The following is a 20,501-nucleotide window of genomic DNA, read 5'->3' on the forward strand; positions in this document are numbered from 1 at the left end:
TCGCGGCCTCGCTGGCCATCACCTGGTTCGCGCTCTACGCGCTGTACCGCCTGATCACCGACGAGTCGTGACGTCCGACCAGGATCCTGACGGCTTGGGCGAGCTCGGCGCACTGGCCGGTTCCGGCGACCGTGCCATCGCCGCGGCTGCCGATCGCGCCAAGGCCACGGCCGCGCGCAACGTACCCGGGTTCGACGATCTGCCGCTGCCCGCGGACACCGCCAACCTGCGCGAAGGCGCGGACTTCAACGACGCCCTGCTGGCTCTGCTGCCGCTCGTCGGCGTCTGGCGCGGCGAAGGCGAAGGCCGCGATTCCGCCGGCGACTACCGGTTCGGTCAGCAGATCATCGTGTCGCACAACGGCGGCGACTACCTCAACTGGGATGCCCGCTCCTGGCGGCTCGACGAGAACGGCGAATACGCCGGTCCGGGCCTGCGCGAGACCGGCTACTGGCGGTTCGTGAACGACCCGACCGATCCCCACGGGCAGGACGAGTCCCAGGCCATCGAGTTGCTGCTGGCGCATTCGGCCGGCTACGTCGAGCTGTTCTACGGCACCCCGCTGAACCAGGCCTCCTGGGAACTGGCGACCGACGCCCTGGCTCGCAGCAAGTCCGGCATGCTGGTCGGCGGCGCGAAGCGGCTCTACGGGATCATCGAGAACGGCGATCTGGCGTACGTCGAGGAGCGGGTGGACGCCGACGGCGGCCTGACCCCGCATCTCTCCGCGCGCCTGTCGCGTTTCGTCGGCTGACGTTTCTGCGGCTTCGATTCCTGCGGCTTCGTGCCGAGATGGACCGATTGGCTGCGATACCCCTCGGATCACGACCATTTCGTCGACCTCGGCGCAATTGATGCCGGCTGACCTACCCCAGACATGAGGCGACCCCCGAGCCAAGGTTCCTGGTTGGACAAGACCGGGAGGCTCGGGGGCCGGGTGGCTGCGGGAATTCGCGAGTGCGCTCGGGAATTACCCGGCGCTACTAGCGGGCAGCCACCTCACATGTCCTCAAAGAATCAATCAATTTGTCGGACCACCTCCTTCCCTGTGTACGTGCGACCGTACTCCCAGCTCGAAGGCTCGACAACCGATTTTTCCGGCCTCAGATCGGCCCGTCGATCAGCTCGGTGATCAGCGGCGCAAAGGGTGAACCCGCCAGCGTCCGCCCGTCCAGGGTATGTACCCGCGCCGCCAGCGTGATCGCGGACAGCAGCCAAACACCTTGTGCGGCAACCAAATCCGGCACCGTGACGCGCCGGTACACGCACTCGATCCCCCGCGCCGCGGCTGTCGCGAACAGCGCGCGCTGCGTGGTCGACGGCAGGATCGGCGACGCATCAGGTGTCACCAGAACCGGTTCCCCGGCTGTGCCACGAACCGCCAGAACGACGGCCGATCGCGGCCCTTCGAGCACCGCGCCCGCCGCGTCGACGAAGACGGCGTCGCCGGCGCCGGCCTGTTCGGCATGGCGCAGCGCGGCCACGTTCGCGGCATAGGACAGCGATTTCGCGGCGGCGAGCGGCCAATGCGGACGCACCAGCGTCACCGCCGCGACGCCGTCCTGACGGGCTGCAGCGACGCGAGCCGGCACCACCGACAGCATCACGAAGGCCACCACACCCTCGACGCCGCGGCCGAGCACCAGCCGCAGCACGGCCTCCCCGCCGGGCCACTGGCCGATCGCGGCCGCCACCGCCGCCAGCCAGCTGACGGTGTCGGGACACGGCAGGCCCGCCAGCGTCGCCGATCCCGCGAGCCGCGTCAGGTGCTCGTCGAGCAGGCGGACGACGCCGTCACGCACCAGCGCCGTCTCGAAGACCCCGTCACCGCGGGAGAACACCGGGTCGTCGCTGCGAATCACGGTCCGGCAGCCGTCCACCGCGACGACGACGGGCGGCTGGGCGGTCATGGCAGAAGGCTAGTCGGGGCGCTGGCTAGGCTCGAAGTATGAGCGCAGTTCCCGCACCCGAAACCGGACCCGACGCCGGCGCCGTCTGGCACTACGGCGACCCGCTCGGGGAGCAGCGTGCCGCCGCCACCGAGGCCGTCATCGTGGACCGCGGCCACCGCGCGACCATCGAGCTCACCGGCGACGACCGCCAGAGCTGGCTGCACACCATCTCGAGCCAGCACGTCAGCTCGCTTCCGGAGGGGTCCGTCGTCCAGAACCTGAGCCTGGACGGACAAGGCCGGGTCGAGGACCACTGGCTGCAGACCGAACTCGGCGGCGTCACCACGCTGGACACCGAGTCGTGGCGCGGGCAGCCGCTCGCCGACTTCCTGCGCAAGATGGTGTTCTGGTCGAAGGTCGAGGTGAATCCGGCCGACCTGGCGGTGCTGTCGCTCCTCGGCCCGGCCGTCAACGTCCTCGACCTGCCGACCCCGGACGCCGAGTGGACCGCGGCCCCGCTGCCCGACGGCGGTTTCGTGCGCCGCGTCGGCCCGCAGGACATCGAGCTGGTGGTGCCACGGGCCGCCGCCGCGGCGTGGCGGCAGCGGCTGGTCGACGCGGGCGTCCGGCCCGCGGGGCTGTGGGCCTATGAGGCGCTTCGGGTCGCGGCGCTGCGGCCGCGGCTGGGCGTGGACACCGATGAGCGCACCATCCCGCATGAGGTCGGCTGGATCGGCGGGCCGGGCATCGGCGCCGTGCATCTGGACAAGGGCTGCTACCGCGGCCAGGAGACCGTCGCGCGCGTCCACAATCTGGGCAAGCCGCCCCGCATGCTGGTGCTGCTGCATCTGGACGGCGGCGACGACCGTCCCGCGACGGGTGATCCGGTGCTCGCCGGTGGCCGGGCGATCGGCCGGGTGGGGACCGTCGCCGAGCATGTCGACCTGGGCCCGATCGCGCTGGCACTGCTCAAGCGCGGCGTGCCCGCGGACACCGAACTGACCTCCGGCGGCGACGCCCAGGTACCTGCGGCGATCGACGCGGACTCACTGCCGGAGGCCGATACGTCCGCCGGCGCGGGCCGGGCAGCGGTGGACCGGCTCCGCGGCGGCGCCCGCTAGGCCACGGAACTGGCGTCTTCCGCCTGATTCGTTCCCCGGACGCCCGGTGAGGGTGGCCTGCCAGCATGAGACCGCCGGGCACGGTAAGCTAACGGCAGGACAATAAACACACTCAGATCGGAGCCGCCTGCACATCGGGCCGCTCCGTTATTGCGCGAGGGGGTCCCTTATGGGCCGCGGCCGGGCAAAGGCAAAGCAGACCAAGGTTGCTCGAGACCTTAAGTACAGCTCACCGCAGACCGATTTCACTCGGTTGCAGCGAGAGCTCTCGAACGACTCCGTTGGTTACAGCTCCAGTGCCATCGATGACGACCTGGACGACGACTCGGGCGACGAGCCCGCCGGTCGCTGGGCCGTACCCGAAGACGACTGGCGTCACTAGACCCCACGAGCGGCCCTGAGTCCCAGGGCCGCAGGCCCAGCCCCGCGCGCGCGCGACCCGAAGGTCAGAAGCGCGGGTGCTGGCCCACCAGCTCGGCGCGAACGCTGCTCTTGCCACCCTTGTTGACGGTGCCCAGAGTCCAGCAGTCCAGGTGCCGGGCAGTCAGAATCGCCAGTGCGCGGTCGGTGTCCTCCGGCGCGACGACGGCGACCATGCCGACACCCATGTTGAACGTCTTCTCCATTTCGGCACGCTCCACGCGGCCGCGCTGGGCGATCATCTGGAACACCGGTGCCGGCGTCCAGGTACCGCGGTCCATCTCAGCGGTCAGGCCGTGCGGGATGACGCGTTCCAGGTTTCCGGCCAGTCCGCCGCCGGTGACGTGGCAGAAGGTGCGTACCTGGGTCTCGGCGGCCAGCGCGAGGCAGTCCTTGGCGTAGATCCGTGTCGGCTCCAGCAGCTCTTCGCCGAGCGTGCGGCCGAACTCCTCGACGTGCCCGGACAGGCTCATGCGGTCGATCTCGAGCAGCACCTTGCGGGCCAGCGAGTAGCCGTTGGAGTGCAGGCCGGTGGCGGCCATGGCGATGATCACATCGCCGGGGCGGACGTTCTCGGGGCCAAGCAGGTCGTCGGCCTCGACGACGCCGACGCCGGTCGCGGAGATGTCGTAGTGGTCGGGCTCCATGAGGCCCGGGTGCTCGGCGGTCTCACCACCCAGCAGCGCACAGCCGGCCTGCACACAGCCTTCGGCGATGCCCGAGACGATCTCGGCCACCCGCTCGGGCACGGTACGGCCCACGGCGATGTAGTCCTGCAGGAACAGCGGCTCGGCGCCACACACCACGAGGTCGTCCACGACCATCGCGACGAGGTCGATGCCGACGGTGTCGTGCTTGTCCATGGCCTGCGCCACGGCGAGCTTGGTGCCCACACCGTCGGTCGACGAAGCCAGCAGCGGCTCGCGGTACCCGGCTTTCAGACCGAACAGCCCGGCAAAACCTCCGAGGCCACCCCGGACCTCGGGGCGGGTGGCCTTCTTGGCGTGGGGCTTGAACAATTCGACGGCGCGATCGCCTGCCTCGATGTCAACCCCCGCCGAAGCGTAGGAGGCGCCAATCGATTCAGCTCGCTCATCCTGGCTAGTCATCGGCCCCAAGGCTACCTGTCGCACCCTCGCGGATGCACGTCGCGCCTGTTGACGGCCGTCAGGTCAGGGACGGCGCAGGGCCGAGGCGTTGTCGTTGTCGGCAGTCAGCGGCAGCCCGGTGCGAGCCGCCGACGCCAACATGTGCTCGACGACGTTCTTGCCGAGGGCGGCTTCACCTGGCAGTTCGATCGGGTAGTTGCCGTCGAAGCAGGCCGCGCACAGCCGGGTGGCGGGCTGCTCGGTGGCGGCGATCATGCCCTGGCGGCTGATGTAGCCCAATGAATCGGCGCCGATCGCGTGGCGGACCGCTTCGAGCATCTCGTCTTCGCTCGCCTCGGTGCTCTTGGCGTTGGCGATCAGCTCGGCGGGGGTGGCGAAGTCGATGCCGTAGAAGCATGGCCACTTCACCGGCGGCGACGCGATGCGTACGTGCACCTCGACAGCACCGGCCTCGCGCAGCATGCGGACCAGGGCGCGCTGGGTGTTGCCGCGGACGATCGAGTCGTCGACGACGATCAGCCGCTTGCCGCGGATGACTTCCTTCAGCGGGTTGAGCTTGAGCCGGATACCGAGCTGACGGATGGTCTGCGACGGCTGGATGAACGTGCGCCCGACGTAGGCGTTCTTCATGAGGCCCTGGCCGAACGGGATACCCGAGCCCTGCGCGTAGCCGACGGCCGCGGGCACGCCCGATTCGGGCACCCCGATCACCAGGTCGGCGTCGACGGGCTTCTCCTGGGCGAGCCGGCGGCCGATGTCGACGCGCGCGGCGTGGACCGAGCGGCCGGCGATGGTGCTGTCCGGGCGGGCCAGGTAGACGTACTCGAAGACGCAGCTCTTGGGCTCGGGGTTGGCGAACCGGGTGGAGCGCACGCCGTCGGCGTCGATGGCCAGCAGCTCACCGGGCTCGATGTCGCGGACGAACGAGGCGCCGACGATGTCCAGCGCCGCGGTCTCGGAGGCGACGACCCAGCCGCGGTCCAGCCGGCCCAGGGACAGCGGGCGGACGCCGTGCGGGTCGCGCGCGGCGTACAGGGTGTTCTCGTCCATGAAAGTCAGGCAGAACGCGCCACGGACCGTCGGCAGCAGTTCCAGGGCGGACTGTTCCAGCGTCGAGTCGGCCGCGCCGTGCGCCAGCAGGGCGCCCAGGATGTCCGAGTCGGTGGTGGCGGCGACATGGCCACGCGCGTTGATCAGTCCGGCTTCGCGGGCCCGCGCCGCCAGTTCGGCGGTGTTGACCAGGTTGCCGTTGTGGCCGAGCGCGACGCCGGTGCCGGCGGCGGTGTTGCGGAACACCGGCTGGGCGTTCTCCCACGTCGTGGAGCCGGTGGTGGAGTAGCGGCAGTGCCCGACGGCGACGTGGCCGTGCATGGCGGCCAGGGTCTGCTCGTCGAACACCTGACTGACCAGACCGAGGTCCTTGAAGACCAGAATCTGCGATCCGTCAGCGACAGCGATACCTGCCGCTTCCTGCCCTCTGTGTTGCAGGGCATAGAGACCGTAGTAAGTGAGCTTTGCCACATCCTCGCCAGGGGCCCAGACCCCGAATACGCCGCATTCCTCGCGTGGCTCGTTCTCGGTCTGTTCGGTCACGATAGGGCTGCTCCCGGGGAGGCGGTTGGTGACGGGTTCGAGTCTACGGTCCCGTTGGGCGCGAAACGGAATCGAATCTTCCTTCTGTTGGCGCGTCGTACACCGTAGGCGTGTCGGCCGGGCCGGTTTCCGGCTCGGCCGCCGCGCCGCGGACGGCTTCGCGCGGGGGCGTCAGCCGTCTCATCAGCCCACTTCAATCCGGCTGTTTATATGGATTTCATGGCCAGTCAATTATCCGAGAGTCCCGGTTCCGTTGTCGCCGATCCCGTCGCCGCCGACCCCACCCGGCCATGGTCGACCGTGACGAAGATCGCATTCAGATTCTGCTTTCTGTACTTCGGTCTGTTCTGTGTGTTGTTCGCGCAGATCACCTTTGCCTTCTTCGGGATCGTCGGCGAGTGGCTGCCCAAGCTGGCGGTGATGTGGCAGATGACGCTGCTGGGCCCGCCACTGAGGTGGGTCGGTCGCGAGGTCTTCGGCGTCGACGCGGTGCTCCATCAGGACTCCGGCAGCGGCGATCAGACCGTCGTCTGGGTGATGGTCTTCACCCTGGCGGTCGTCGCGGCCGTCGGCACCGCGGTGTGGACGCTCATGGACCGGCGGCGGCCCGACTACGCGCGGCTGTCAGCGTGGTTCCTGACGTTCCTGCGGTTGTGCGTCGCCGGCCAGATGCTCTTCTACGGGTTCGCCAAACTGGTGCCCACCCAGATGCCGTCTCCGCCACCGTCCGCGCTGCTGCGGTCCTTCGGCGACTTGAGTCCGGCCTCGGTGCTGTGGCTGCAGGTGGGCAGCTCGCACCCGTACGAGATGACCCTCGGCGCCGTCGAGGTACTGGCCGGATTGCTGATGTTCCTGCCGCGCACCGCGACCCTGGGCACGCTGCTCGGGCTGGCCAGCATGGCCCAGGTGTTCCTGTTGAACATGACGTTCGACGTGCCGGTCAAGATCTTGTCCGGCCATCTGCTGCTGATAAGCCTGGTGCTGCTCGCGCCGCAGCTGCGCCGGCTGACGGACCTGTTTGTCCTGCAACGCCCGTCGGAGCCGGTGAGCCAACCCGCCCTGTTCAGCTCCGCGCGGGCCAATCGCAGAGCCGCCACCGTGCAGGCCGTGCTCGGGCTCTGGGTACTGGCCGGATGCATCCTCGCCAGCTGGCAGGCGTGGCACGCCTACGGCGGCGGCAAGGCCAAGCCCGAGCTGTACGGGATCTGGTCGGTCCGGGAGTTCAGCGTGGACGGCAAGCCGCTGCCGCCACTGACGACCGATCAAACCCGTTGGCAACGGCTGGTTTTCGAGACCGACGGCGCCCTGACGTATCAGCGGATGAACGGCGAGCTGGTCGACGCCCCCGCCACCATCAAGTCCGACACCATCACCGCGACCGGCCCCGGCGGCGCGGCACTGGCCGAACTGAAGGTCTCGCGGCCGGCGGCCCGGCAGCTGCAACTGACCGGCACGCTGCAGGGCCGGCCGGTGCAGATCACCCTCGATCAGGTCGACCTCGATCAATTCACGTTGCGCAACAGGGGCTTCCACTGGGTGCAGGAGTACCCGTTCTTCAAGTGAGCGCTACAGGTCGACCAGCGGCAGCCACGGGCCGATCTCCGGTGCCCGCGACCCCGACAGCTCGACGGCGCCCGCGGCGTCATCGAGCGACAGCAGTCCGGTCGCCAGCAGCAGCCAGGTTCGCGGGTCGGTCTCCACGACGTTGGGCGGGTTGCCGCGGGTGTGGCTGAGCCCCGAAATGCACTGCACGGCAACAAAAGGCGGCACCCGCACCTCGACGCTGGCGCCGGGCGCGACGGCTGCCAGGGTGCGCGCCGTCAGCCGGACGGCGTCCGCGATCGCGGCGCGCGGCGGCGTTCCGGTCTGCTCGTCGCGCAGCCAGTCGGCGACGAGCAGCACCGCCGCCCGGGTCTGGGCCGGGTCGGGCGCCTTGCGGGTCACCATCTCAGGGATTTGTGCACGATTTTCCGCGCTGGGCGCGGATTTTCGTGCACAAATCACTCATGGGAGAACAGGGCGGGCAGCACGCTCTCGGAGGTCTGACGCAGTTCGTCCAACGTGACGCTGAACTGACCCTGCACCTCCACCGAGTCGCTGCCCGGGTCGACCACGCCGATGCGGACGGCCGGCAGTTCGCGGGCCTCGCACATCGCCATGAAGCGACTCTCCTCGGTACGCGGCACCGCGACCAGCACCCGGCCCGACGACTCGGAGAACAGCTGCACGAACGGGTCCGCATCCTCGGGAAGCAGGACGCGGCAACCGGTTTCGCCGGCCAGGGCCGCCTCGACGACGGCCTGGATGAGCCCGCCCTCGGACAGGTCGTGCGCGGCCGAGATCAGTCCGTCGCGGGATCCTGCGGTCAGCACCTCGGACAGCAGCTGCTCGCGCCCCAGGTCCACGCGCGGCGGCACGCCACCGAGGTGGTCGGCGGTGACCTGCGCCCAGACCGAGCCGTCGAACTCGTCGTGCGTGTCGCCCAGCAGGATCAGGGTCTCGCCGGGCTCCAGGCCGATGCCGGTCGGGATCCGGCGGTGCACGTCGTCGATGACGCCGAGCACACCGACCACCGGGGTCGGCAGGATCGCCGTCGAGCCGGTCTGGTTGTAGAAGCTGACGTTGCCGCCGGTGACCGGAATGCCAAGGGCCGCACAGCCGTCCGCGAGGCCGCGCACGGCCTGCGAGAACTGCCACATGACGCCCGGGTCCTCCGGCGAGCCGAAGTTGAGGCAGTTCGTGACGGCCACCGGGGTGGCGCCGGTGACGGCGACGTTGCGGAAGGCCTCGGCCAGCGCCAGCTGCGCGCCGGTGTACGGGTCCAGCTGGGTGTAACGGCCCGACGCGTCGGTCGACACCGCGATGCCGCGGCCGGTGGCCTCGTCGATGCGCAGGACGCCGCCGTCGGCGTGCTCGGCCAGGACGGTGTTGCCGCGGACGTAGCGGTCGTACTGCTCGGTGATGAAGGCGCGGCTGCACAGGTGCGGGCTGCCGAGCAGCTGCAGCAGGGTGGCGCGCAGCTCGTCGCCGGTCTTGGGCCGGGGCAGGTTCGCCGAGGTGTCAGCGATCAGCGCGTCCTGGGTGTCGGGGCGCTGGACGGGCCGGTTGTACACCGGGCCCTCGTGGGCGACGGTGCGCGGCGGCACGTCGACGACGGTCTCGCCGTGCCAGTTGATCTTCAGCCGGTCACCGTCGGTGACCTCACCGATGACGGTGGCCAGCACGTCCCACTTGCGGCAGACGGCCATGAAGGCGTCGACGTTCTCCGGCGTCACGACGGCGCACATGCGCTCCTGCGACTCACTGGAGAGCACCTCGGCCGGGGTCATGTTGGCCGCGCGCAGCGGCACCTTGTCGAGGTCGATGTGCATGCCACCGTCGCCGGCCGACGCCAGTTCTGAAGTGGCACAGGACAATCCGGCGCCACCGAGGTCCTGGATGCCGACCACGAGGTGCGCGGCGTACAGCTCGAGGCAGCACTCGATGAGCACCTTCTCGGTGAACGGGTCGCCGACCTGGACGCTCGGCAGCTTCTTGCGGCCGGCGCCGGACTCGTCGCCGGAGAAGGTGTCCGAGGCCAGCACCGAGACGCCGCCGATGCCGTCGAGGCCCGTGCGGGCACCGAACAGGATGATCTTGTTGCCGGTGCCGGACGCGAAGGCCAGGTGCAGGTCCTCGACGCGCAGCGCGCCCACGCAGAGTGCGTTCACCAGGGGGTTGCCGGCGTAGGACGGGTCGAAGATGGTCTCGCCGCCGATGTTCGGCAGGCCCAGCGAGTTGCCGTAGCCACCGACACCGCGGACGACGCCGTCGAGCACGCGGCGGGTGTCGGGCGCGTCGGCCGCGCCGAAGCGCAGCTGGTCCATGACGGCGACCGGGCGGGCGCCCATGGCCATGATGTCGCGGACGATGCCGCCGACACCGGTGGCCGCGCCCTGGTACGGCTCGACGTACGACGGGTGGTTGTGCGATTCGACCTTGAAGGTGACGGCCCAGCCGTCACCGATGTCGACGACGCCGGCGTTCTCGCCGATACCGGCCAGCATGCCGGCGCGCATCTCGTCGGTGGTGGTCTCGCCGAAGTAGCGCAGATGCACCTTGGAGGACTTGTACGAGCAGTGCTCGCTCCACATCACCGAGTACATCGCCAGCTCGGCATCGGTGGGCCGACGGCCGAGGATCTCGCGGATGCGCTGGTACTCGTCATCCTTGAGACCGAGCTCGCGATACGGCTGCGGCTGATCGGGCGTGGTAGTCGCGTTATTGACGGTATCGACCGAGGACGTCACGCAGAGAGTCTACCGTTGCCGAACTGGCCCGCCCGCCACGGCGAACGCCGGCTACTCGTCGCCGGCGATCAGCACCTTGAGCAGCGCCGGACGCCGCAGAATGAGCGCGCCCCAGATCAGCAGGCCGAAGGCCATCGCGAAGACGACCGGGAACCACGCCTCGTGGTGCATGTCGATGGTCACCGCGCCGCCGAGATAGGCCGTCAGCCCGACCGCGCCCAACACTGCCGTGCGCGGGATCACCCACGCGATGACACAGGCCAGCAGGACCCAGCCGATGACGTACGTCTGATACGGCGGGAAGCCGAGACCCTCGGTCGCGGTGCGCGCGAACTCCACCCCGAGGATCTTCGGGACGGCATCGGCCAGCAGGAACAGCAGGAGGAAGGCGCTCAGTGCCAGACCGGCCTTCTGCGATGCGGTGCGGCCGGCCCATGCGGCCCGGGGGTTCGATACATCTTTGGCGTCGGCCATGGCGGACTCCGTTTCTCGATCGACGGTTCAACACTAAGTCGACTCGTGCGAGCGCGGGAACTCATCGCGACGGCACTCATAGCGGGCTGATAAGTAGGACCCATCGGGGCCTCATCCGGCGGATTTAGCGTGGCCGGATGAGACTCCACCTTGGCCTCAACCGGGGTGCGCTCGCGCTGTTTGCCGTGATCGCGACCCTGGTGTGTATCTGTGCCGGCGCGATCGTCGTCGCGTCCAAGGCGTGGCATGCCGCGTCTGAGCCGTTGGTCTCCACCAGCGTCGAACTGGTCGACGAGACCAGTCCCTAGCTCGTCAGGCCGCGCCCGCGATACAGAACGCGTTGCCCTCCGGATCGGCCAGGACCACCCAGCGGGCCACCTCGCCGAAGGCATGGCGTTCGGTTTCCGTCGCACCCGCGGCCTTGAGGCGCTCGAGTTCGGGCTCGATGTCGCCTTCGAGGTGGAAGTCCAGGTGCAGCCGGTTCTTGCCGGGTGTCGGATCGTCGACCTGCTGGAAGCCGAGGTTCGGCCCTTCGGCCAGGTTGACGACGAAGAACTCCCCCGGCATCAGGGTGTGCACCTTGCCGCCGAATTGTGCGGCCCACCAGTCGGCGAGCGCCTGCGCGTCGGTGCAGTCGAATGTGACCATCTCCACTTTGAGTGCCATGGCCCGACTGTAGGTCAGGCCGGTGACAGGAAGGCCTGCAGCGCCGCGGCATAGGCCGGCACGTCGAGCGCGCCCATCACCTCACGCGCCGAGTGCATGGCCAGTTGCGCGGCGCCGACGTCGACGGTCGGGATGCCGGTGCGCGCGGCGGTCATCGGGCCGATCGTCGACCCGCACGGCAGGTCGGCGCGGTGCTCATAGCGCTGCATCGGCACGCCGGCCTGGGCGCAGGCCAGCGCGAATGCCGCGGCGGTCCGGCCGTCGGTGGCGTACCGCAGGTTGGGCTGCACCTTGAGCACCGGACCGGCGTTGACCTGGATGAGGTGGCCCGGCTCGTGTCGCTCGGGGTAGTTCGGGTGGGTGGCGTGCGCCATGTCGCCCGAGGCCACCATCGATCCGGAAAGCCGGCGCAGCAGGTCTTCCCGTGTCCCGCCGGCCGCCAGGACGACGCGCTCGAGCACCGTGGGCAGGAGATCGGACTGCGCGCCGTGGTCGGACGTCGACCCGACCTCTTCGTGGTCGAACAGCGCGAGCACCGGCACGTGGCGTTCGGCGTCGGCGGCCAGGAACGCCTCCAGCCCGGCGTAGCAGGTGCCCTGGTTGTCGAGCCGGGGCGCGCTGACGAGCTCGCTGTCGGCGCCGATCAGCCGGGACGGCGTCAGGTCATGCGTCATCAGGTCGGCGGCCAGGACGTCGGCGCCGTCCACGCCCGCGCGCTCGGCGACGAACGCCACGAAGTCGCGTGTGCCGGTCCCGACGCCCCACACCGCGTTGACGTGCCGCTGTGGGTCGAGGCTGACGCCCTTGCGGTCGTCGGACAGGTGGATGGCCAGCTGCGGCACCCGCAGGATCGGGTCGTCGATGCGGACCAGGACGTCCTCGACGGTGTTGCCGCGCCGCACCGAGAGCCGGCCACTGATCCCGAGGTCGCGATCCAGCCAGGAGTTCAGCCACGCGCCGCCGTACGGCTGGAGCGCCACGACCTGCCAGCCGCTGACGAACCGGTCGGGGTACTGCTTGACCCGCAGGTTGGGGCTGTCGGTGTGGCCGCCGACGATGCGGAAGGGCAGTGGCTCATCGGTGCTGCGCCAGGCGACAAGCGAGCCCGCCCGCACCGTGAAGTAGGTACCCCCGGTGGCGGGCCAGGCGTCCGTCTCGGCGAGTTCGGTGAAGCCGGCGGCGGTCAGCCGCGCGGCCACTGTCGCGCACACATGGAACGGCGAGGGCGACGCGTCGATGAACCCGCAGAGGCCCGCGGCAGTAGCTCCGGTCATGAGGCCATCATCACCCGGAAATCCGTGACGGTTGCCGCTAGGGTCGGATTCGTGTGTCCCGCACGGCCTCAGCCCGTACTCACGACTTTGACGTCTGCCGCGATCTTTCTCATCGCCACCATCGATGAGGGTGCCGAGCCTGAAGTGCACGAAGCGCTCACCGGGTTGTCCGGATTGGTGCGGGCAGTCGGATTCCGCACGCCCGCAAGCCGTCTGAGTCTGGTGAGTGGCATCAGCTCGGACGCCTGGGATCGCTTGTTCAGCGGGCCGCGGCCGGCCGGATTGCACCCGTTCCCCGAATTGCAGGGCCCTCGCCACCACGCGCCGTCGACGCCGGGTGATCTGCTGTTCCACATCCGGGCCAACGCCATGGACGTGTGCTTCGAGCTGGCCAGCCAGATTCTGAAGTCGCTCGACGGCGCCGTGACGGTGATCGACGAGGTGCACGGATTCAAGTTCTTCGAGAACCGCGATCTGCTGGGTTTCGTCGACGGCACCGAGAACCCGGATGGTCCGGATGCCGTGGTCGCGGCACTGGTCGGCGACGACGACCCCGAATTCGCCGGTGGCAGTTACGTTCACGTGCAGAAGTACCTGCACGACATGGCGTCGTGGGAGTCGCTCAGCGTCACCGAGCAGGAGCGGGTCATCGGCCGCAGCAAACTCGAGGACATCGAGATGGCCGACGACGTCAAGCCGCCCAACTCGCACCTTGCGCTCAACGTGATCGAAGATGACGACGGCAACCAACTGCAGATCGTGCGGGCCAACATGCCGTTCGGCCGCGTCGGCGCAGGGGAATTCGGCACGTACTACATCGCGTACTCGGCCGACCCGGCCGTCACCGAACGCATGCTGCGCAATATGTTCATCGGCGATCCGCCGGGCAACACCGATCGCATCCTGGATTTCTCCACCGCGGTCACCGGAGTGTTGTTCTTCACGCCCACAGTGGATTTCCTCGATGCCCCACCACCCCTGCCCGTCGCACCACCGGCCGAACCCGAAGCCCAACCCAAGTCCACCGGCACCCTGTCCATCGGCAGTCTGAAAGGTCAACCGCAATGAACAACCTGTACCGCGATCTCGCTCCGATCACCGCGGCCGCGTGGGCCCAGATCGAGGAGGAGGCCGCCCGGACGTTCAAGCGGCACATCGCCGGCCGTCGCGTCGTCGACGTCAGCGAACCGGGTGGGCCGAAGACGGCCGCGGTCAGCACCGGCCACCTCGTCGACGTCACGTCACCGGCCGACGGTGTGGTGGCGCACCTTCGCGAGGCACGCCAGCTGGTCCGCCTTCGCGTGCCGTTCACGGTGACGCGCACGGCCGTCGATGACGTCGAGCGCGGCGCACAGGACTCCGACTGGGACCCGGTGAAGGAGGCCGCCAAGAAGCTGGCGTTCTCCGAGGACCGGGCGATCTTCGAGGGCTACCCCGCCGCGCAGATCGAGGGCATCCGGGCCGCCAGCTCCAACCCGGCGCTGGCGCTGCCGAGCGACCCGCGCGGCTACCCGGACGTCATCTCGCAGGCCCTGTCGGAACTGCGCCTGGCCGGTGTGGACGGGCCGTATTCGGTGCTGTTGTCGGCGGAGGCCTACACCAAGGTCAGCGAGACCACCGAGCACGGCTACCCCCTGCTCGAGCACCTCAACCGACTGGTCGACGGTGAGATCATCTGGGCGCCGGCGATCGACGGCGCGTTCGTATTGTCCACGCGCGGAGGCGATTTCGATCTGCAGCTGGGCACCGACGTCACCATCGGCTACCTGTCCCACGATGCCGAGACGGTGCAGCTGTACCTGCAGGAGACGCTGACGTTCCTGGTGTACACCGCCGAGGCGTCGGTCGCGCTCGACAGCTGACGCATCGGTAGTTCCCCCCACGCCGCGTTGATCCTGTACCCAGGGCGCACTTGTTCGAGTGAGGTGCGCCCTCAGGTCAGGGTCAACGGGTCGGGACGCTCAAATCGAGTTGACCCTGAAGCCTGGGCGCAGCTGCGTCGGCCACACCAACGAGGGTGCGCCCAGCGCGTCTCGCGTGCGATTTTCGCGATCTGTATGCACCCTCGCGGGCAAGCCAGAACGGATCAGGCGCTCAGGACCGCGTCGAGCGCCGAGAAGAAGATGCCGAGCCCGTCGTCGGACGGACCGGTGAGCGCCTCGGTGGCGTGCTCGGGGTGCGGCATCAGGCCGACGACGCGGCCGTTGGCCGAGCTGATCCCGGCGATCGAGCGCATCGAGCCGTTCATGTTGTCGCGGTAGCGGAAGACCACGCGGCCTTCGCCTTCGAGCTCGTCGAGCACGTTCTCCGACGCGACGTACCGTCCTTCACCCGACTTGAGCGGGATCAGGATGTCGGCGCCGGATTCGTAACGGCTGCTCCACGCGGTCGACGTCGCGGTGACCTCGAGCCACACGTCGCGGCAGATGAAGTGCAGGCCCTCGTTTCGGGTCAGGGCGCCCGGCAGCAGCCCGGCCTCGCACAGCACCTGGAAGCCGTTGCAGATGCCCAGCACGGGCATGCCCTTAGCGGCCGCTTCGACGACCGAGGTCATGACGGGCGCGAACTTCGCGATGGCGCCGCAGCGCAGGTAGTCGCCGTAGGAGAAGCCGCCGGGGACGATGACGGCGTCGACGCCCTTGAGATCGGGATCGGCGTGCCAGAGGCTGACGGCCTCACCGCCGACGGCCCGGACCGCCCGCGCCGCGTCGACGTCGTCGAGCGTGCCGGGGAAGGTGATGACGCCGACCTTCGTGGTCATGCGTTCTCCCGGTGCACCGAGAAGTCCTCGATGACGGTGTTGGCCAGCAGCGTCTCGGCGACGTGCTCCAGCGTCTCGTCGGACACCGTGTCGTCGACCTCGAGTTCGAATCGCTTGCCCTGGCGGACGTCGGACACTCCGGTGATCCCGAGGCGCCCCAGCGCTCCCACGATCGCCTGGCCTTGCGGGTCCAGGATCTCGGCCTTGGGCATCACGTGCACAACGACGCGGGCCACGCGCGCTCCTTTGTTCGGGTCGGATTGCTCGCGCTTACTCTACCGGCGCCCCTGTTCGCGGCGTTGCCCGCACAATGGACTGATGGAGCTGACACACTTCGGACATTCCTGCCTGTTGGCCCGGTTCACCGATGGCGAAGCCGAGGCGACGGTCCTGTTCGACCCCGGCAACTTCTCGCACGGGTTCGAGGGCATCACCGGACTGGACGCGATCCTGATCACCCATCAGCACCCCGACCACGCCGACCCGGCCCGGCTCCCCGCCCTTGTCGAGGCGAATCCGCAGGCCAAGCTGTACGCCGACCCCATGACCGCGGCGCAACTGGGTGGTGCGTGGCAGGCCGTGCACGTCGGCGACACCCTCTCGATCGGTCATCTGACGGTGCGCGGCGCGGGCGGCACGCACGCCGTCATCCACCCGGACATCCCGATCATCGACAACATCTCGTACCTGGTCGGTGATGCTGGTCACGCCGCCCGTCTGATGCATCCGGGCGACGCGCTGTTCGTGCCGGACGAGCCCGTCGAAGTGCTGGCGGCGCCGGCCGCCGCGCCGTGGATGAAGATCGCCGAGGCCGTCGACTTCCTGCGGGCCGTCGCGCCGCAGCATGCGGTGCCGATCCATCAGGGCGTCGTCGCCGAGCAGGCCAAGGGCATCTACTACGGCCGGCTCGACGAGATGACCGACACTGACTTCCGGGTGCTGACGCCCGAGCAGGAGATGCGGTTCTGAACACGCGACGGTTCTTGGTGTGGTGGCCGCTGGTCGGATTCACCGCGATGATCGCGCTGGGCATCGTCGTCCGGTCGGGCGACTCGGCCGTGGATCACTGGTTCATGCAGACGTCGCGCGCACTGCTCGGTGACCACCCGTACTGGATGCTGCTGCTGAACCGCGTCAAGGTGCTGGTGCCGCTCTATCTGCTGGCGGTCGGCATCCCCTTGTGGCGACGCGAATGGCGGCTGGCCACCGTTGCCGCGTTGTGCCCGATCATCTCGATCATCGGCGCCAAGGTGCTGAAGGTGCTGTTCGGCCGGCCCTGGTACGGCGAGAATCTGGCCTATCCCAGCGGTCACACGACTGTGGCGATCACTGTCGCGGCCATGCTGGTGCTCGGGATCGGGGTGCACGCGTGGAGTGTCTCGATCGCCGCGATCGGCGCCGCCATCCCTTCTATCGGCATGGCCAGCAACCACTTCCACTACTTCACCGACATCATCGGTGGCGCGCTCTATGCCACGTCGATGGTGTGCCTGGCAGTGCTGGCCGCCGGTCCGCAGTCACTGCGCCGTTCTCCGCGAGCTGGAGGCGCACCCCGCCTGCGCTCGTCTGCTCGCGGGTAGGACTCAGCCGACAGCGCGGGCGGCGGCACGTCCGGCGGCGCGGCCGGAGAAGATGCAGCCGCCCAGGAAGGTGCCTTCAAGCGCCCGGTAGCCGTGCACGCCGCCGCCCCCGAAGCCGGCCGCCTCACCCGCCGCGTACAGCCCGTCGAGCACCGCACCCTCGGGCGTCAGCACGCGGGAGTCGAGGTCGGTGTGCAAGCCACCCAACGACTTTCGGGTCAGGATGTGCAGCTTGACGGCGATCATCGGGCCGGCCTTGGGGTCGGTCAGTTTGTGCGGTCCGGCGATGCGGGCCAGCCGGTCCGGCAGGTAGGAGCGCGCGGCCCGGTAGGCGACGGTCTGGCCGTCGCTGGTGAGCTTGCTCGTCATCTCCTTGTCGCGGGCGGCGACCTCGGCCTCGACGGTCGCGTAGTCCAGCGGTTCGACGTCGGGCACCTTGTTCATGGCAGAAACCAAGTCGCGCAACGTGTTCGCCGCCACGAAGTCCACGCCCTTGTCGACGAACGCGCGGACCGGGGCGGGGCCACCACCCCGACTGCGTCCCAGCACTTCCCGCAGGTTCTTGCCGGTGAGGTCGGGATTCTGCTCCTGTCCGGACAGCCCGAACTCCTTGGCGATGATGCTCTGGTCGAGCACGAACCACGTGTAGTCGTAACCGGTTTGGCAGATGTACTCCAGCGTGCCCAGGGTGTCGTAACCCGGGTACAGCGGGTCGGGCAGCCGCTTGCCGGTGGCGTCCAGCCACAGCGACGACGGGCCGGGCAGGATGCGGATGCCGTGCAGCGGCCAGATCGGGTCGTAGTTGGTGATGCCCTCGGTGTAGTGCCACATCCGGTCGTTGTTGATGACGCCGGCGCCGGCGGCCTGGCTGATTCCGAGCATCCGGCCGTCGACGTGCGCGGGCACACCGGACAGCAGCTGCCCGGGCACCCGGCCCATGCGCTTGGGCCAGTTCTGGCGCACCAGGTCGTGGTTACCGCCGATGCCGCCACTGGCGACGATGACCACCTGCGCCCGGAACTCGAAGTCTCCCAGTGTGTTACGCGACGATGCCTCGCCACGAGCCGTGGCCGACGGCTCCAGCACCGCACCGCGCACGCCGGTGACGGCGCCGCCGTCGACGATGAGCTCGTCGACCCGATGCCGGTGCGCGAACCGCACTTTCGGGTGTCCGACGACGCGCCGCGCGAAGATGTCGACCAGTGCGGGACCGGTGCCCCAGGTGATATGGAAACGCGGCACCGAGTTGCCCGGCCCCTTGCCGTCCCAGCCGCCGCGTTCGGCCCAGCCGACCAACGCGAAGGTCTGCAGGCCCCGCTCGCGCAGCCAGCTGCGCTTCTCGCCCGACGCGAAGTCGACGTAGGCGCGTGCCCACTGCTCGGGCCAATGGTCTTCGTCGCGGTCGAAACCTGCTGTGCGCAGCCAATCTTCCAGCGCCCGCTCGTAGCTGTCGCGGATCCCGACACGGCGCTGCTCGGCGCTGTCAACGAAGAACAGTCCCCCGAACGACCAGAACGCCTGGCCGCCGATGTTGGCCTCGTTCTCCTGATCCACGATCAGGACCGAGCGGCCCCGCTCGAGCAGTTCGGCGGCGGCGACCAGTCCGGCCAGCCCGGCTCCCACGACGATGACGTCAGCGTCCATGGGGCCACGCTAGCGCCCCCTCGCGGTTGACGAGCCAGATGGCTCAGGTTCAGGCGGCCGCGTTCAATGCCGGGTCAGGTGCCCACTCGTAGGCCGCGGGCGCGCAACCGTGCATGAGCGACAAGTCGATGGCGTCGAGCATGGCCTGCCGCGGCCCGATCCGGCGCAGCTGGGCGGCGGCCACCGCGAGCCGGACGGTGCCGCCGCGCCGGGCCGTGCGCTCGGCGGCCAGCACCAGGGTGCGACACCACCAGGGCTCGGTGAGGAAGCCCTCGCCGATGCCGAAGACGCGCGACCGCAGGGTCGTCGAGCGCACCAGATCGGTGATGCCGCTGTCCCCGGCCAGCAGCCGGAAGCCGTTGCGCGGCAACGCCGTGATGGTGCCCTGCGATGCCGTCCAGCCGGGCGCCGCGAACAGGCGGGTACGCAGGCCGAGGTGCTCCAGGACCCGGTCGGCGCCCATCAGCCGCAGGTTCGCCTCGTGGGCGGGCAGGGCGGCGAACTCGCCACGGCGCTTCTTGCTGGCCGCTTCGTCGAACCCGTGCAGGACGACCGCGGCACCGCCGGCGCGACGGGCGGTGAGCCAGTCCACCGTAGTGGCGTCGCGGTCCAACCGGTAGCCACCTTTGAGCCGCGGGGCGACCAGCAGCGACGCGGGAATCTGCCGGGCGTCGAGTTCGGCACAGAAATCCGCGACGTCGCCCAGCGTGCGGTCCCGGATCCCCGAGATCGAGACGATCAATTGACCAGCCATGTAAGCAGTGTGACAACGTCAGGTGTCTCGGCGGTTGCCGTGACGTTGGTGCCGCCTGAACACTGGCCGTTTTCTCGCACCCCAGAGCACCCCACCTTTGCCGCGAGCGGCCGCGTTTGTACGCCAACACGCCGACGCATGTGTGCAAAATGGGGCCACTCGGCAGCCGTGAGCGACACGTTTCCGCACGCAGATTGCGGCGTGTTGCCGTACAGACACGGGCGCTCGGCAGTTGTGAGTGAGACCTTTCTGCGCGCGGAACCCGGCGTGTTGCCGTACAGACACGGGCGCTCGCGGGAGGTGGGGGCGCGGGAAGTGGGGGCTAGCCGGAGAAGAGGATGCGGGCGAGGCGTTCGGCGGTGTCGACGGGGTCGGCGTCGGTGACGGCGCCGTTGAGGGTGAGCAGGGCGAAGCCGTGGACCAGCGACCACGCGGCCAGGGCCGAGCCGTCGGGGTCGCGCTGGGCATTGGGATCGGCCAGGGTCGCGACGCCGCCCGTGAGTTCCGCGGCGGCCTCGGCTTCGGCGGCGCGTAGGGCCGGGTCGGCCGCGTCGTAGAGCATCTTGTCGAACATGACGGCGTAGTGGCCGGGGTGGTCGAGGGCGAACTGCACATAAGCCCTTGCCGCGTAGGCGAATTCAGGTTTGGCTTCGTGGAGAGCGCCAGCCAGGAGGGTGAAGCCCTCCGTCGCGAGGGCGGTGAACAAACCCCGCCGATCGGTGAAGTGGTGCGCCGGCGCCGCGTGCGATACACCGGCGGCGCGGGCCAGCTCACGCAACGAGATGGTGTCGGCGCCGCGTTCGGCGACGAGCGCAGCCGCCTGCACCAGGATGACGGCCTTGAGGTCGCCGTGGTGATAGCTCTGCCTGGCCATGTCCGCATCCTATCTTGACAGTGTCAAGTTCCAGGATATCCTTCAATCTA

General features: G+C 69.2%; 22 protein-coding genes. 9 read left to right on the forward strand and 13 right to left on the reverse strand.

The window, feature by feature from the left end; genetic code table 11:
- The first annotated feature begins 67 nt into the window (after window positions 1-67).
- Window positions 68-754 (forward strand): FABP family protein, encoded by a 687-nt coding sequence (locus tag VXD91_RS05120; protein WP_061001505.1) that lies wholly within the window; start codon window positions 68-70, stop codon window positions 752-754.
- Window positions 755-1,103: 349 nt separating this feature from the next.
- Here VXD91_RS05120 and VXD91_RS05125 read toward each other — a convergent pair whose 3' ends face one another.
- Window positions 1,104-1,910, reverse strand: a complete 807-nt coding sequence (locus VXD91_RS05125; RefSeq protein WP_133428304.1) for an aminodeoxychorismate lyase — start codon at window positions 1,908-1,910, stop codon at window positions 1,104-1,106.
- A 38-nt stretch (window positions 1,911-1,948) separates the two neighbouring features.
- On the opposite strand from VXD91_RS05125, the gene VXD91_RS05130 reads away from it, so the two are divergent.
- Both VXD91_RS05130 and VXD91_RS05135 read left to right on the forward strand, forming a co-directional pair.
- Complete coding sequence (locus VXD91_RS05130; RefSeq protein ID WP_133428305.1) at window positions 1,949-3,013, forward strand: folate-binding protein YgfZ; 1,065 nt, start codon at window positions 1,949-1,951, stop codon at window positions 3,011-3,013.
- A 169-nt stretch (window positions 3,014-3,182) separates the two neighbouring features.
- Window positions 3,183-3,395: a DUF3073 domain-containing protein gene (locus VXD91_RS05135; RefSeq protein ID WP_060998895.1), complete on the forward strand. Its 213-nt coding sequence runs from the start codon at window positions 3,183-3,185 to the stop codon at window positions 3,393-3,395.
- Window positions 3,396-3,459: 64 nt separating this feature from the next.
- On the opposite strand, the gene purM is transcribed toward VXD91_RS05135, so the two are convergent.
- Together purM and purF are read right to left on the reverse strand one after the other, a co-directional pair.
- Entirely contained in the window at window positions 3,460-4,542 is a 1,083-nt protein-coding gene (gene purM / locus VXD91_RS05140) for a phosphoribosylformylglycinamidine cyclo-ligase (RefSeq protein WP_020098790.1), read from the reverse strand.
- 63 nt (window positions 4,543-4,605) lie between these two features.
- Entirely contained in the window at window positions 4,606-6,138 is a 1,533-nt protein-coding gene (gene purF, locus VXD91_RS05145; protein ID WP_060998897.1) for an amidophosphoribosyltransferase, read from the reverse strand.
- Between the two features lie 216 nt (window positions 6,139-6,354).
- Here purF and VXD91_RS05150 point away from each other — a divergent pair, with 216 nt between their 5' ends.
- On the forward strand, window positions 6,355-7,698 hold the full coding sequence (locus tag VXD91_RS05150; RefSeq protein ID WP_237163070.1) for a DoxX family protein: 1,344 nt from the start codon (window positions 6,355-6,357) through the stop codon (window positions 7,696-7,698).
- Between the two features lie 3 nt (window positions 7,699-7,701).
- Here the strand turns inward: VXD91_RS05150 and VXD91_RS05155 are convergent, their stop codons facing one another.
- Genes VXD91_RS05155 through VXD91_RS05165 form a run of 3 tightly spaced genes read right to left on the reverse strand, consistent with a single transcriptional unit; the run spans window position 7,702 to window position 10,898 of the window.
- Entirely contained in the window at window positions 7,702-8,082 is a 381-nt protein-coding gene (locus VXD91_RS05155) for a sterol carrier family protein (protein ID WP_060998900.1), read from the reverse strand.
- Window positions 8,083-8,135: 53 nt separating this feature from the next.
- A complete protein-coding gene (purL, locus tag VXD91_RS05160) occupies window positions 8,136-10,424 on the reverse strand; it encodes a phosphoribosylformylglycinamidine synthase subunit PurL (protein WP_346414831.1) in 2,289 nt (762 codons plus the stop codon).
- A gap of 51 nt (window positions 10,425-10,475) precedes the next feature.
- On the reverse strand, window positions 10,476-10,898 hold the full coding sequence (locus tag VXD91_RS05165) for a DoxX family protein (RefSeq protein WP_346414832.1): 423 nt from the start codon (window positions 10,896-10,898) through the stop codon (window positions 10,476-10,478).
- A gap of 137 nt (window positions 10,899-11,035) precedes the next feature.
- Here VXD91_RS05165 and VXD91_RS05170 point away from each other — a divergent pair, with 137 nt between their 5' ends.
- Window positions 11,036-11,206 (forward strand): hypothetical protein, encoded by a 171-nt coding sequence (locus tag VXD91_RS05170; protein WP_163692779.1) that lies wholly within the window; start codon window positions 11,036-11,038, stop codon window positions 11,204-11,206.
- Window positions 11,207-11,210: 4 nt separating this feature from the next.
- Here the strand turns inward: VXD91_RS05170 and VXD91_RS05175 are convergent, their stop codons facing one another.
- Both VXD91_RS05175 and VXD91_RS05180 read right to left on the reverse strand, forming a co-directional pair.
- Window positions 11,211-11,564, reverse strand: coding sequence for a VOC family protein (locus VXD91_RS05175; RefSeq protein ID WP_133428308.1), 354 nt, complete (start codon window positions 11,562-11,564; stop codon window positions 11,211-11,213).
- Between the two features lie 14 nt (window positions 11,565-11,578).
- Window positions 11,579-12,838 (reverse strand): M18 family aminopeptidase, encoded by a 1,260-nt coding sequence (locus VXD91_RS05180; RefSeq protein WP_346414833.1) that lies wholly within the window; start codon window positions 12,836-12,838, stop codon window positions 11,579-11,581.
- A 51-nt stretch (window positions 12,839-12,889) separates the two neighbouring features.
- On the opposite strand from VXD91_RS05180, the gene VXD91_RS05185 reads away from it, so the two are divergent.
- The gene (locus VXD91_RS05185; protein ID WP_346414834.1) at window positions 12,890-13,906 is read left to right on the forward strand and encodes a Dyp-type peroxidase; all 1,017 of its coding nucleotides are present in this window, start codon (window positions 12,890-12,892) and stop codon (window positions 13,904-13,906) included.
- The gene (locus VXD91_RS05190; protein WP_133428311.1) at window positions 13,903-14,700 is read left to right on the forward strand and encodes a family 1 encapsulin nanocompartment shell protein; all 798 of its coding nucleotides are present in this window, start codon (window positions 13,903-13,905) and stop codon (window positions 14,698-14,700) included. The genes VXD91_RS05185 and VXD91_RS05190 overlap by 4 nt, the downstream gene beginning before the upstream one ends.
- A gap of 224 nt (window positions 14,701-14,924) precedes the next feature.
- Here the strand turns inward: VXD91_RS05190 and purQ are convergent, their stop codons facing one another.
- A complete protein-coding gene (purQ, locus tag VXD91_RS05195) occupies window positions 14,925-15,599 on the reverse strand; it encodes a phosphoribosylformylglycinamidine synthase subunit PurQ (protein WP_135355853.1) in 675 nt (224 codons plus the stop codon).
- Complete coding sequence (purS, locus tag VXD91_RS05200) at window positions 15,596-15,835, reverse strand: phosphoribosylformylglycinamidine synthase subunit PurS (protein ID WP_020098778.1); 240 nt, start codon at window positions 15,833-15,835, stop codon at window positions 15,596-15,598. The genes purQ and purS overlap by 4 nt, the downstream gene beginning before the upstream one ends.
- Window positions 15,836-15,917: 82 nt before the next feature.
- On the opposite strand from purS, the gene VXD91_RS05205 reads away from it, so the two are divergent.
- Both VXD91_RS05205 and VXD91_RS05210 read left to right on the forward strand, forming a co-directional pair.
- On the forward strand, window positions 15,918-16,568 hold the full coding sequence (locus VXD91_RS05205; RefSeq protein ID WP_133428312.1) for an MBL fold metallo-hydrolase: 651 nt from the start codon (window positions 15,918-15,920) through the stop codon (window positions 16,566-16,568).
- A gap of 17 nt (window positions 16,569-16,585) precedes the next feature.
- Window positions 16,586-17,179 (forward strand): phosphatase PAP2 family protein, encoded by a 594-nt coding sequence (locus tag VXD91_RS05210; protein ID WP_061002477.1) that lies wholly within the window; start codon window positions 16,586-16,588, stop codon window positions 17,177-17,179.
- A 3-nt stretch (window positions 17,180-17,182) separates the two neighbouring features.
- Here VXD91_RS05210 and VXD91_RS05215 read toward each other — a convergent pair whose 3' ends face one another.
- From VXD91_RS05215 to VXD91_RS05225, 3 genes are all read right to left on the reverse strand, one after another.
- Window positions 17,183-18,823 (reverse strand): FAD-binding dehydrogenase, encoded by a 1,641-nt coding sequence (locus VXD91_RS05215; protein WP_346414835.1) that lies wholly within the window; start codon window positions 18,821-18,823, stop codon window positions 17,183-17,185.
- A 49-nt stretch (window positions 18,824-18,872) separates the two neighbouring features.
- Window positions 18,873-19,577 (reverse strand): DUF2334 domain-containing protein, encoded by a 705-nt coding sequence (locus VXD91_RS05220; RefSeq protein ID WP_061002481.1) that lies wholly within the window; start codon window positions 19,575-19,577, stop codon window positions 18,873-18,875.
- Between the two features lie 322 nt (window positions 19,578-19,899).
- Window positions 19,900-20,451: a TetR/AcrR family transcriptional regulator gene (locus tag VXD91_RS05225; RefSeq protein WP_138247840.1), complete on the reverse strand. Its 552-nt coding sequence runs from the start codon at window positions 20,449-20,451 to the stop codon at window positions 19,900-19,902.
- Window positions 20,452-20,501 lie beyond the last annotated feature (50 nt).

It is taken from the genome of Mycobacterium sp. SM3041 (genome assembly GCF_039668335.1).
GTDB lineage: Bacteria > Actinomycetota > Actinomycetes > Mycobacteriales > Mycobacteriaceae > Mycobacterium.